General features: G+C 42.3%; 16 protein-coding genes. 10 read left to right on the top strand and 6 right to left on the bottom strand.

The window, feature by feature from the left end; all coding sequences use genetic code 11:
• A partial coding sequence (lysA, locus tag ACESM0_RS10270) for a diaminopimelate decarboxylase (RefSeq protein WP_372906126.1) occupies window positions 1-1,129 on the top strand: 1,129 nt, incomplete at its 5' end.
• Between the two features lie 248 nt (window positions 1,130-1,377).
• Window positions 1,378-1,962 carry a hypothetical protein gene (locus tag ACESM0_RS10265; protein ID WP_372906125.1) on the top strand — a complete coding sequence of 195 codons (585 nt, stop codon included), beginning with the start codon at window positions 1,378-1,380 and terminating at the stop codon, window positions 1,960-1,962.
• 676 nt (window positions 1,963-2,638) lie between these two features.
• Here ACESM0_RS10265 and ACESM0_RS10260 read toward each other — a convergent pair.
• Together ACESM0_RS10260 and ACESM0_RS10255 are read right to left on the bottom strand one after the other, a co-directional pair.
• On the bottom strand, window positions 2,639-3,172 hold the full coding sequence (locus ACESM0_RS10260) for a transposase (RefSeq protein WP_372906124.1): 534 nt from the start codon (window positions 3,170-3,172) through the stop codon (window positions 2,639-2,641).
• Window positions 3,173-3,364: 192 nt separating this feature from the next.
• A complete protein-coding gene (locus ACESM0_RS10255) occupies window positions 3,365-3,619 on the bottom strand; it encodes an IS110 family transposase (protein ID WP_372906123.1) in 255 nt (84 codons plus the stop codon).
• A gap of 295 nt (window positions 3,620-3,914) precedes the next feature.
• Between ACESM0_RS10255 and ACESM0_RS10250 the strand changes: the two genes are divergently transcribed.
• The 3 genes from ACESM0_RS10250 to ACESM0_RS10240 all read left to right on the top strand — a co-directional run bounded on the left by ACESM0_RS10250 (window position 3,915) and on the right by ACESM0_RS10240 (window position 5,724).
• Window positions 3,915-4,196 carry a nucleotidyltransferase family protein gene (locus ACESM0_RS10250; RefSeq protein ID WP_372906122.1) on the top strand — a complete coding sequence of 94 codons (282 nt, stop codon included), beginning with the start codon at window positions 3,915-3,917 and terminating at the stop codon, window positions 4,194-4,196.
• Window positions 4,193-4,537, top strand: coding sequence for a DUF86 domain-containing protein (locus ACESM0_RS10245; RefSeq protein ID WP_372906121.1), 345 nt, complete (start codon window positions 4,193-4,195; stop codon window positions 4,535-4,537). Before ACESM0_RS10250 ends, ACESM0_RS10245 begins: the two co-directional genes overlap by 4 nt.
• A 323-nt stretch (window positions 4,538-4,860) precedes the next feature.
• Entirely contained in the window at window positions 4,861-5,724 is an 864-nt protein-coding gene (locus tag ACESM0_RS10240) for an EamA family transporter (protein WP_372906120.1), read from the top strand.
• A gap of 116 nt (window positions 5,725-5,840) precedes the next feature.
• On the opposite strand, the gene ACESM0_RS10235 is transcribed toward ACESM0_RS10240, so the two are convergent.
• The 3 genes from ACESM0_RS10235 to ACESM0_RS10225 all read right to left on the bottom strand — a co-directional run bounded on the left by ACESM0_RS10235 (window position 5,841) and on the right by ACESM0_RS10225 (window position 7,480).
• On the bottom strand, window positions 5,841-6,575 hold the full coding sequence (locus ACESM0_RS10235; RefSeq protein WP_372906119.1) for a hypothetical protein: 735 nt from the start codon (window positions 6,573-6,575) through the stop codon (window positions 5,841-5,843).
• A gap of 143 nt (window positions 6,576-6,718) precedes the next feature.
• Window positions 6,719-6,943, bottom strand: a complete 225-nt coding sequence (locus ACESM0_RS10230; protein ID WP_372906127.1) for a DUF481 domain-containing protein — start codon at window positions 6,941-6,943, stop codon at window positions 6,719-6,721.
• Window positions 6,944-7,063: 120 nt separating this feature from the next.
• Complete coding sequence (locus ACESM0_RS10225) at window positions 7,064-7,480, bottom strand: hypothetical protein (protein ID WP_372906118.1); 417 nt, start codon at window positions 7,478-7,480, stop codon at window positions 7,064-7,066.
• A gap of 563 nt (window positions 7,481-8,043) precedes the next feature.
• Here ACESM0_RS10225 and ACESM0_RS10220 point away from each other — a divergent pair.
• The 5 genes from ACESM0_RS10220 (at window position 8,044) to ACESM0_RS10200 (ending at window position 10,535) form a co-directional block, all read left to right on the top strand.
• Window positions 8,044-8,649, top strand: a complete 606-nt coding sequence (locus ACESM0_RS10220; protein WP_372906117.1) for a hypothetical protein — start codon at window positions 8,044-8,046, stop codon at window positions 8,647-8,649.
• A gap of 6 nt (window positions 8,650-8,655) precedes the next feature.
• A complete protein-coding gene (locus ACESM0_RS10215) occupies window positions 8,656-8,961 on the top strand; it encodes a winged helix-turn-helix domain-containing protein (protein WP_372906116.1) in 306 nt (101 codons plus the stop codon).
• Entirely contained in the window at window positions 8,958-9,152 is a 195-nt protein-coding gene (locus tag ACESM0_RS10210) for a hypothetical protein (RefSeq protein WP_372906115.1), read from the top strand. The genes ACESM0_RS10215 and ACESM0_RS10210 overlap by 4 nt, the downstream gene beginning before the upstream one ends.
• A 5-nt stretch (window positions 9,153-9,157) precedes the next feature.
• Window positions 9,158-9,718 (top strand): hypothetical protein, encoded by a 561-nt coding sequence (locus ACESM0_RS10205; RefSeq protein ID WP_372906114.1) that lies wholly within the window; start codon window positions 9,158-9,160, stop codon window positions 9,716-9,718.
• Window positions 9,719-9,887: 169 nt separating this feature from the next.
• Window positions 9,888-10,535, top strand: a complete 648-nt coding sequence (locus ACESM0_RS10200) for a peroxiredoxin (RefSeq protein WP_372906113.1) — start codon at window positions 9,888-9,890, stop codon at window positions 10,533-10,535.
• A 75-nt stretch (window positions 10,536-10,610) separates the two neighbouring features.
• Here ACESM0_RS10200 and ACESM0_RS10195 read toward each other — a convergent pair.
• On the bottom strand, window positions 10,611-10,914 hold a 304-nt coding region (locus ACESM0_RS10195), incomplete at its 5' end, for an ATP-binding cassette domain-containing protein (protein WP_372906112.1).

Below are 10,914 nucleotides of genomic sequence, written 5' to 3'. Positions count from 1 at the left end.
AGAGTCTTTCAAATCCCATAAGACACCCTTTTACTACTACGATCTCGGGCTGCTTCGCCGTACGCTTGAAGAGATCAAAACCCACGGCCTCTCAAAAGGGTATCACGTACATTTTGCTGTTAAAGCAAATTTCAATATTCCCATTCTTGAAGCCATCCGTGAAGCCGGTTTGGGCATCGACTGTGTGAGCGGGAATGAGATCAAGCGAGCCGTTGAAGCCGGATTTACCGGAGATCAGCTTGCTTTTGCCGGTGTAGGGAAAACCGATGAGGAGATTCAGACCGGTCTCGATCACAATATCTTCTCTTTTAACTGCGAATCACTTCAGGAGCTGGAAGTCTTGAATCATCTGGCGAAAAAGAGCGGGAAATCGGCCAACGTCTCCATCCGGCTGAACCCAAATGTAGAGGCCAAAACCCACAGGTATATCACAACCGGGCTGAATGAGAATAAATTTGGCATTACAGCTGACAAACTGCCCCGTTTGTTTGAAATGTTACCGGATCTCGAAAATATCAGCCTGACCGGAATCCACTTCCATATTGGTTCACAGATCACCGACCTGCAACCCTTCAGGGATCTCTGTTACCGCGTAAATGAAATGCAGAATCTTTTTGAGAAGAATGGAGTCCGTCTTGACCATATTAATGTGGGCGGCGGTTATGGCATTGATTACGAAAACCCTGACGAAAATCCCATCCCTGATTTCAAATCCTTTTTTGAGGTTTTTGACCAAAACCTGGAGTTGCGCGAAGATCAGCAGGTGCACTTTGAGCTGGGCCGGAGCATCATTGGACAGTGCGGAAATCTGATTTCCAAAGTGCTTTTCATTAAAGAGGGTGTAACCACTAACTTTGCCGTGATCGATGCAGGGATGACCGAGCTGATCCGCCCCGCCCTTTATCAGGCAAACCACCGGGTGGAAGTGCTCACGTCTAACAAATCACACAAAACCTATGATGTGGTGGGACCCATCTGCGAAACATCCGACACCTTTCAAAAAGGTATTCAGCTGCCCGAAATTGAGCGGGGCGACCTGATTGCCATTCGTAGCGCCGGGGCCTATGGCGAAGTGATGAGCAGTACGTATAATTTACGGGAAAGGGTGAAAGCAGTTTATTCAGAGTAGAATTTTAAACAGGAGTTTGGAGATGTGATTCTCATTAAAAATTAAGAGTCAAAACCTTTAACTCCTTACAGAAAACATGACGTTTTCCCACTGTTATCAGACATTGGCCACCCAATCAGTGTCGCATAAGCTCCTTAATAACAGCCTCTAATTGCAACTAACAGTAAAATCAGATATTCTGCGACAGGCGGGACGGTTTGAGTTCTGTCTTGTAATTAGATGTTAGCATACCATTTAATTCAACATCAATGAATTTTACTTTAGAAGCAGCAGTAATTGCAGCCATAATAGCTGCTGTAACCTCACTAATTACAGTTTGGTTACAGAAGAGAGGAGAAAAATGGCTTTATAATTTTAAAATAAATGCTCAGCATAAGCATGACCAACAAATTAAAATCAAGGACTCTATAGCTAAAAATAAGATCCAATTAATAAATGCTGCGGAAGAGTTAAATCACAGGTTATGGAATCTAATTTCAAATTATGATAAGGGATGGCATAAAGTTAATGGTAACTATGGTCAAGACGAGAAATATTATTTCAATTCATTTGTATTTAGGCTAACAAACTTTTTATGGTGGTCTAGAAAAGCTGATTTAGACTTGGAGTATTTTGATACAACTATAGCTGAAGACTCTGATTTATACTATGTGAAGTATGTTCGTTTTTTCACATTAACTATGTGTCAAACAACTCTATTTGATGAAATGGATTATGATACTGAGTATGCAGAGGATCATTTTTTCAAGCATATCTTAGAAGATGAGATAGCAAGCTTTACAGGTAACAATAATTCAATTAGCTACTCATACTATTTAACAAACCTACAATGAACTCATGCTGACCTTAAAAAGATTTGTAGATTTATTGATAATATCAGACCCGACACTGACAATTTAAGGTGGATTAGACTATACGCTTTACATCTTGCAATTATCAGTTTTTTAAATATCTATGGTTATGATTTCCAAAAGACCAATAGCTCTCAGATTAAACAAGTAATATCGGGAATGAAAAAGCATAAATATGGAGAATTAGGTTTGAAAAATTACAAAGTAATGCTTGAAAAGATTAACCTTCAAAATGAGGAAGAAACAAAAAAAATCTTGGAGCATTTCTGATGGTATGCTAACATCTTTAAAAAGGACTTTGTCAAGGGCATATAGTTTCTCCACCGTCAATTAACGTTCTCATTCATTCTCTTCAGCATTCTGACATTAATTGCATACTAATGGCAAGGCCGGTCATGTGATCTTAGCTGACGCTACTGGCGTCCAAACATCTTTACGGGCTTACTTCCGGCACTACGGCCGAATCTGTTCTGGATGAACCTGAACGATCCCAGATCTAAAACCAAACCAACAACCCATGTCCCAATCAAGCGGTGCGAGCTTGGCTGCTTTGTAAAAGCAGTGTCTCTGTTATGCGCCCGGGCTTATGGGTTGTGGCCAGTAGTTTTGAGTGGTAATTCTTGTCATTCTGCCTTTATATCCTTTATACTCTTCGCCCTTACTCAGCATCTGCCAGATCCCGAGTACTCGGGACCAGCTCTTTACCCACCACCGTTCGGGCGACATGTTTGCCGCTGCGCCGCTTCACTTTCTTGAAGTGTTCCTTTACCACCGGATAATCCCGATATGCGACTATGGCCGCCTGGTTGAAGGCGATGCGCAGATACCGGTTGCCATCTTTGTTTTTGCTGCGATGGCGATGTTTACCGCCCGAATCCTTACTCCCCGGTACCAGCCTGCAATAACTGACGAATTGTTTATCCGATGGAAACCGGGCAATGTCGCCAATCTCAGCCACCACCGTCCAGGCGCAGACCAGCCCGAACCCGGGAAGGACCTTAAGTCGTTCTACATTCTCGTGAAACCCGGTTTGTTGCTCAATGGCCTTCTCCAGGGCAATAATATGATTCTGTGTCAAACGAATCTGATCCAATAGCAGCTGTGCCTCCATCCATGCTACCTCCGGGAGTTGTTGCTGTAGAAATTCACCCAGCCGGTCCAGATACCGCCAGCCAACATCCTGAACGATCACATTTTACTTGGCGGCAACATGCCAAAGGCTGGACTGCAAACTTGAGCGGCGCTCGATCATGCGAAGCCGACCACGGGTGAGTTCGCACAGGTCACGCTGTTCTTTCCGACACTGATGAGCTTCGGGAATCAAGCCAACCCGAAGTAGATCTGCCAGCGTCCGTGCGTCCACGGAGTCGGTTTTCACCTTGGCCTAGCTAATGGCTTTAAGCATCTTGGCGTGGGCCAATTGCAGAGGAACATTCTTTTCCCTACACCAATCGGCCACCCAGTACCAGTAGCTGGTACATTCCACCACAGACTGTACCGGCTCGTTAAATTGCCGAAAAAACTGGCTTAGATTTGCGGGCGTATTGTTCACCTTTTCTTTCGCCAGCAACTTTCCGTTGTCATTTATTGCTACAAGAGTCATATTACGGCTATGTAAATCGATTCCTACGTGAATCATGACATCCTCCTTAGTTTGGTTAGTGTGGTAACTACAATCTAGGTGGGGACGTCCTTTTTGTAAAGATCAAGCGCTTTAACTGGGGACGCGGACGTGCCGTTGGTTTCCCTCCTCCGCCAAAGGCTACGGAGGGCAAGCCAGAGTTGCTTATTTTAACTTTTTAGTCGTTTATTAACTCATAATCTCCGCGCCCGTTATGCGCTGGGTCGTTAATGGCACTGTACCTCAAAATTATTCTGAAACCTAAATTCTTTTTTCTTTTGTTATATTAGGAAAAGACTCAAAAGCCATCATTATGAATAACCTCGAACATATCAAATCGCAGATCAAACCGATTCTAAAAAAATACGGCATCAAAAAAGCCGGAATCTTTGGGTCATTTGCACGAGGTGAATCTGTGGTTAACGATCTGGACCTGCTTGTCAAAATTGATAAAAAGATGAGCCTGCTTGAATTTATCGGGATTCAGCAGGAATTGGAAGACGAATTGGGGATGAAAGTTGATCTTGTGGAATATGAAGCCATTAAGCCAGCCTTGAAGGAGGAAATCCTCAGGGGTGAAGAACCTGTGCTATGAGCAAAAGAAAGCCAGATGTCTATCTTCAGGATATTTTAGAGAGCATTGAACATATCCAGAAATTTCTTGGTGGTGTTTCCGAAGATGAATTTTATGAAAATGTAGAGAAACAGGATGCTGTACTCCGAAGATTGGAAATTATCGGAGAAGCCGTTAAGCATCTGCCTGAAGAAGTTCGAGAAGATCATCCTGATATCCCCTGGCGCCAAATTGCCGGAATGAGGGATATCATTATTCATGAATACTTTGGTGTCACTCTTAATATGGTTTGGATTGTAGCAACTGATGATATTTTGGATCTCAAAACAAAAGTTGAAGAGATCATCAAATCTAACCAATAATCGAATCGGCCATTAACCAGCGGTTCGTGCGGACGAGTTTTCAGTTCAGGGTTTTGGGAAATTTCTAGCCTCACCGCACAACCGCCAAAACGTTATATCCTTGGTCTATCATCGGATGGCAAAGTGCAAGCACAAAGAGCAACACGACAAAGCTGAAGGCTAGTATATATTTTAGCAGTAGAAACATCATATCTGATTTGTTGACCTGGTTCATGTATCTTTTCGCAGGCTAAAAAATAAAAAAATTAGTTGGGACTATAGATGAACAGAAACCGGGGAATAGGGGTGCTTGCCATTAATTTGATTCAACGCAGGCAGTCGAAATGATCTATCTCGGTTTTGCATTTTTAACGGCTCTGTTTGAATCCCTCAAGGACTTGTCTGGTAAGTTTGGGCTCGGTCAGCTCAACGAGTATTTTATCTCATGGGCGATGTCGGCTTTGGCACTCCCTATTCTTTTGCCGATTCTTTTTTATGTAGGTATTCCTGAGCTGAACGGCACATTCTGGAAAGCGATACTGGTTGGTGGGGTGCTTAATGCGGTGAGCCTGGTACTTTACATGCGGGCAATCCGGTTGTCGGATCTGTCGGTCACTATCCCGATGATCACGTTCACCCCCATGTTTTTGCTGATTACCTCGCCGTTTATGGTTGGAGAGTACCCGTCAACAATCGGTGTTTTTGGAGTTTTACTGATCGTGGGCGGATCATATATGCTCAACATTCAAACGCGAGGGAAAGGAATCCTTGAGCCATTCAAAAGACTCTTGGTTGATCCCGGTCCACGTCTCATGCTTCTGGTTGCATTTATCTGGAGCTTTACCTCAAACATTGACAAAATTGGCGTTCAGAATTCGTCACCGATTTTCTGGTCTGTGGCCATGACAAGCTTCCTGGCTGTTTCCCTCTTCCCAATCATGTTGAAATTCTCTGATCACTCCAGGGAGAAGATCTTCAGTCAGGCCAAACCTCTGATTGCAGTTGGCATATTCAACGCCCTGACGTTTGTTACCCAAATGATCGCCATCAATTTTGTATTTGTAGCCTACGTGATTTCCATCAAGCGGGGAAGTGCCATTCTCAGCGTATTCTGGGGCCACCTTTTTTTCAACGAAAAAGGCCTGCGCGAGCGACTGGTGGGCGTCATTATTATGGTTGCGGGTGTATTTTTGATCACGCTTTCTTGATTTAAACTACAAAGTGGAAAAGAGCCATCGGAGGATTTACTTATTGAGGAAAGATTCGATTTTAAAGTCGATATTTTGCTCTAAAATCATCCGATAACTTTCTACTCCTACACCGATTAATTCCTCAACTCCACATGCAGATGATCGGCCGTACCGACGTGCCTGATGGTGCGAAACCCCATCAGTTCAAGTGAGCCGCGAAGTAATGCATTTCGCAGTATACCATGACCAATGGTTCGGATATCAACGGCATGAACGTACCCACTATCCTGCCGGTAGTGGAGTGACCTCCGGTTGACAGGCAGACCCATTCCGGCGTAATCCTCTTCAAATCGCTCGATATCTGTAATAACAAGGTCGCTTTCGGCGAGTGTTACTGTAGAGACTGCAACCCGTAAGATTGGATGCATTGAGCGGTAGACGCTTTGAACATCAGCGCTTTTGGCATTCATACTCGAAATGTAGAAGAGAGAGAAAAGTGAGAACCCAAGCACCATAGTGCTAACGCCAATTCCACCAAGTTTAAGCATTAATTTTATGTTGGATACCTTGAAAGAGAGTAGCAACAAGTAGAAACAGAGTAGAATAATTGTTGCTAGGATACCGCCGGTGAGTGAGCTCCATGCTCCCAGACCTTGCGTCAGGTTCAGGTAGACCGAGAATCGAATCAGCAGAAAAAATGGAAAAATAACCAGGAAAAGAAGCGCACTAAACCCAAGAGAAATAAGCAACGCCCAGCGCTTCCAGCTCCTGTTTTTTTTCTTCTGCTTTGATCTGACGGGGTAGGATTTATCACCGTTCTTATGCAGATTCAGCAGCCATTCGATATCCCGTTCCGAAAACTTTTCCATGCGCTGTTTCACGAATATTCAGCAGCTGTGTTTCGGGCGTCGGGGAGAAACCTGGTATATCCGAAAAAGCCGAGATTCAAAAAAACGGGTGAGATTCCTGAAGAGACCCACCAGCCATCTGCTTTAGAATAGATCGTATCCTATCAAAAACTTTTCAGTGTAAAACCAAATGTCAAAATTTTGTCCTGCTGTTGGTCGTTTTCGATAACAATACTTTCGTAAGATTGAAGATAGTTTATTCTAAAATTCAAAAACTTCCAGACAGGCATTTCCAATCCAATATCTGCACGCCAGCGAAAATTGTTTCTTTCTTGAAAAGAAGGCTGAATATAGCTTTCATGACTAATGATCACCCTGTCTGTAACCAGGTGTTACTTTCCACTAACCCAAAGAGTCCCCCGAATAGTATTGATGGACTTTGTCCCGTCATATTGTGATCGATAAAAGACTGCCGTTGCAAAATCCGTCTGTTCAACTTCACTGGTAACCTAAAGTTTTAGCCAGTGATGCTTGTTGCTTAAAATCTGAAACATAACTCCTGCCCCCACTAAATAGCGTAAATCAATTTTTCTTCGAAAATTAGTGCTTAAGAAACCCAGCACCAGCAAATGCACTTTCTTATCCGGATACAAATACAAAAAATTACGACTCAGTATATCCTCATCGGCCTTTTGATTCCCAAACTCCTGATAAACATAGGAGTTATTGGTTTTGAAAATTGATCTTTTCCATAGGTGAAAACTCAGCTCCGACTGTGCCCTGAAAATAACGGTCTCAACATTTCCCTGTTGATAAAAGCCCGTCATAGAAAGACTTGCTTTTGTCTTAAGTGTATCACTTTCATTGATTTGGGCAAAAAGAGAAATAGGACATAATCCTATAAAAAATAATAAGCTCGTTTTCATACAATATTGAATAAATAAGTTACCGCAGCTTATTTAATACAAAAGATAAAATTTTTTGATACGTATTCTGAAGTAATGAAGAGCGTTTTTAATACTTAGATTTTACACGGTATAAACTGAAAATAATTTGTTCTCTCATTTAAAATGATTAGGAGTTTAATAGTTGCAGTTAATACAGATTTAAATCGATTTGGTAATGCTTAGATTTGTAACAACGTAGTTTCAGCGAGCATGATATCCTACAGTCTGAATGTACCGAAAACTGTAAATTTGATGGGATATTCCGAATTGGATATTGATACACTTATTGTGGCTGAAAGCCGATTTTCAAGCAAAAATGTTGCAATGTATTTTCGTGAGAATAACCCAAGTAAACACTGAGCTAGGTAATTAACGTGAGTTCGACATAAGAATCTTGAATATGACTCTCACCTCCTGTCTAAGTGTATCGCTTCAAAACATATACATTTCATCATCTGAATCGCATTAAATTGGATAATTTATTTACACCACTATTGCAGATTGATCAATTTTCATATACTTTGATATAAAAAGTACTTTTTATGAAAGAACAGCGGGACTACATTCAAGACATCGCCGAGATCCGATCTATGATGGAGCGATCTTCTAAATTTGTTTCTTTATCAGGGTGGGCCGGAATTTTAGCCGGCATCTATGCATTGAGCGGTTCCTTAGCCGCCTATTCTCTATTTGGCTTTAACCCCGATGAACTCAGTTATACATCGCGCAATCTTTCTGACGTTATTCTTTTAGCCATTGGAGTATTGTTTTTAGCCTTGATTATGGCGATTTACCTCTCCCAACGAAAAGCCCGCAGCAAGAACGAAAATAATTGGAATACTACTTCAAAACATCTTTTAAGCAGTATGGCAATTCCGCTTTTGTCCGGTGGAGTTTTGATTATGATCCTGCTTTCTCACGGACTCACCGGACTGGCTGCACCTCTCAGTTTAATATTTTACGGACTCGCCTTGGTTAATGCCGGTCACTTTACAATCCCCGAAGTAAAAATAATGGGCATCGTACAGATCACTCTTGGACTTTTAAGTACTTGGTTCATTGAATATGGTCTGATCTTGTGGGCGATAGGCTTCGGGGCCGTTCATATTATCTACGGAATTTATATGCACTTCAGATACGAGCGGTGATTCAGCGTGAATATATCCTTCGATGATTTACATAAAGCGTTTGAGAGCAGGATCAGGCTGGGAATCATGTCTGTACTTGCAGTGAACGAGTCGCTCGATTTCACTGCACTGAAGGAGTTTCTGGAAGTGACGGATGGCAATTTAGCCACACATCTCAAAAAACTGGAAAAGGAGGAGTTTATCAGTGTGGAAAAATCCTTTATCGATAACAAACCGAACACCAAGTATTCCATGACTTCCAAAGGAAAAGAGGCATTTGATAACCACCTGCAGGCTTTGGAAGCCATCATAAAATCACAGAAAGAGTCATGACATCAGAACTAACCCAAAAACTAAAACTGCAAAAAATCTTCTCGATAGCAATCATCATCATGGGTATTTCACTGCTCTCATACATGGTCGTTGTGGAGGATGAACCGGGAGCCATTCCACTATTGATGGTCGTAATGGGAACCGGATGGTATTTTATAACAAGATCCAGAATAAAATCGCTACACAGGTAATACTAATGAACAAAGAACGAAACTTAATCCACTCTATAGTTTATCCGGCAGTTGCAACCGGCCTCATCTTATTGATTCCGTTCATTGCCATGCAGTTTTCAAATGAAGTGGTTTGGACACTCTCAGATTTTGCCATAGCCGGAACCCTTCTCTTCGGAACCGGGCTGACCTACACTCTTGTCACAAGAAAGTCAGGTAAAATTGCATACCGGCTTGCGGTCGGCTTTGCGCTTTTTACGGGACTACTTCTCATATGGGTCAATATGGCAGTAGGAATTATTGGGTCCGAAAACAACGACATCAACCTGCTCTACTTCCTGGTGATTTTTACCGGAATTGTCGGAGGGTTTATTTCGCAATTTCAGCCCAAAGGCTTGATGATCACATTGTTTGCAATGGCCATTGTACAAGCATTGATTGCAGTTACCGCACTGCTCACCGGTATGGGAAATACACCGGGAAGCTCTGTATATGAAATTATTGCCGTTAACGGATTCTTTATCACCCTCTTTATTGTGGCAGCGTCGCTTTTTCGCTACGCAGATCTGGATCGAAAGATTTCATAAATTTCTTTTGACTTTCAAATCATCCCAACCGTAGAGCTCACAAAAGAAATACTGCATCGTACATGCAAATGTAATTCATAGTAAAGGTCTATTTGAACAGGGAAAATAATTAAAATACATTACTTGTATTAACATGTAGTAATAGTTTGAAACAAATTAAATATAGACCATGGAAGACCAAAAACCTGTAGTAATGCCCAGACTTAACGAAAAGGCACCTGACTTTAAAGCGAAGACCACTCAAGGCGTTAAATCATTGAAAGACTATGAGGGAAATTGGCTTGTACTTTTCTCACATCCGGCAGATTTCACTCCTGTTTGCACAACAGAGTTTATCGGTTTTGCCAAAAATGCGGATAAATTCAAAGAGCTGAATACCGAACTGCTTGGACTTTCAGTTGACAGCACCCACTCCCATCTCGCATGGGTACGTAATATCAAAGAAAAATTTGGGGTAGAAATCCCATTCCCAATTATCGAAGATCTATCAATGAAGGTTGCCAATGCATATGGAATGATTCAGCCCGGCGCCAGTGACACATCAACCGTTCGCACAACCTTTATTATCGACGATAAAGGTATTCTCAGGGCAATGCTCTACTACCCAATGACCAACGGCCGCTCCGTTAAAGAAGTACTGCGGCTCGTCAAGTCTTTACAAACTTCTGATGAACACAATATTGCCACCCCTGAAGGATGGGAGCCCGGTGATAAGGTAATTGTACCTCCACCCGCAACTGCAGAGGAAGCAGAAAAACGCATGGAAGAGGGATATGAATGCGTTGACTGGTATTTCTGCAGAAAAGATCTCAACTAACCGTATCTAAATATCCGGTATATCAAGTTACAAGGGCAGGGATCGCATCCCTGCTTTTTTTATTCACATATCAATTTAAACAAGCTGAGCGGCCTCTTGATAAACAACACCATCCTTCATTTGATAGACTTTATCGGCAGAAAAGTAGATGCTGTTTTGGTGAGTAATATGGAGAACAGTTTTTCTATCTGTTAAACTTTGAAGTGTGTGCATAATTTCACCGGCCATCTCCCGGTCCAGGCTGGAGAGAGGTTCATCCAATATCCAGATGGGGGCATCTTTGAGAAGTGCCCTGGCCAGGGAAACTCTTTGTCGTTCACCGCCACTCAGCCTTAATCCAAGCTCACCTACTTGAGTACTTAATCCGTCGGGCAGAGTC

This window comes from Rhodohalobacter sp., assembly GCF_041686455.1.
In the GTDB taxonomy this organism is placed as follows: domain Bacteria; phylum Bacteroidota; class Rhodothermia; order Balneolales; family Balneolaceae; genus Rhodohalobacter.
This window is presented reverse-complemented; position numbering and strand designations above follow the sequence as displayed.

Excerpts from the sequence above, each read along its gene's own strand:
- ACESM0_RS10265 (WP_372906125.1), top strand. The coding sequence starts at position 1,378 with ATGAATTTTACTTTAGAAGCAGCAGTAATTGCAGCCATAATAGCTGCT.
- ACESM0_RS10255 (WP_372906123.1), bottom strand. The coding sequence starts at position 3,619 with ATGATTCACGTAGGAATCGATTTACATAGCCGTAATATGACTCTTGTA.
- ACESM0_RS10250 (WP_372906122.1), top strand. The coding sequence starts at position 3,915 with ATGAATAACCTCGAACATATCAAATCGCAGATCAAACCGATTCTAAAA.
- ACESM0_RS10245 (WP_372906121.1), top strand. The coding sequence starts at position 4,193 with ATGAGCAAAAGAAAGCCAGATGTCTATCTTCAGGATATTTTAGAGAGC.
- ACESM0_RS10240 (WP_372906120.1), top strand. The coding sequence starts at position 4,861 with ATGATCTATCTCGGTTTTGCATTTTTAACGGCTCTGTTTGAATCCCTC.
- ACESM0_RS10235 (WP_372906119.1), bottom strand. The coding sequence starts at position 6,575 with ATGGAAAAGTTTTCGGAACGGGATATCGAATGGCTGCTGAATCTGCAT.
- ACESM0_RS10225 (WP_372906118.1), bottom strand. The coding sequence starts at position 7,480 with ATGAAAACGAGCTTATTATTTTTTATAGGATTATGTCCTATTTCTCTT.
- ACESM0_RS10220 (WP_372906117.1), top strand. The coding sequence starts at position 8,044 with ATGAAAGAACAGCGGGACTACATTCAAGACATCGCCGAGATCCGATCT.
- ACESM0_RS10210 (WP_372906115.1), top strand. The coding sequence starts at position 8,958 with ATGACATCAGAACTAACCCAAAAACTAAAACTGCAAAAAATCTTCTCG.
- ACESM0_RS10205 (WP_372906114.1), top strand. The coding sequence starts at position 9,158 with ATGAACAAAGAACGAAACTTAATCCACTCTATAGTTTATCCGGCAGTT.
- ACESM0_RS10200 (WP_372906113.1), top strand. The coding sequence starts at position 9,888 with ATGGAAGACCAAAAACCTGTAGTAATGCCCAGACTTAACGAAAAGGCA.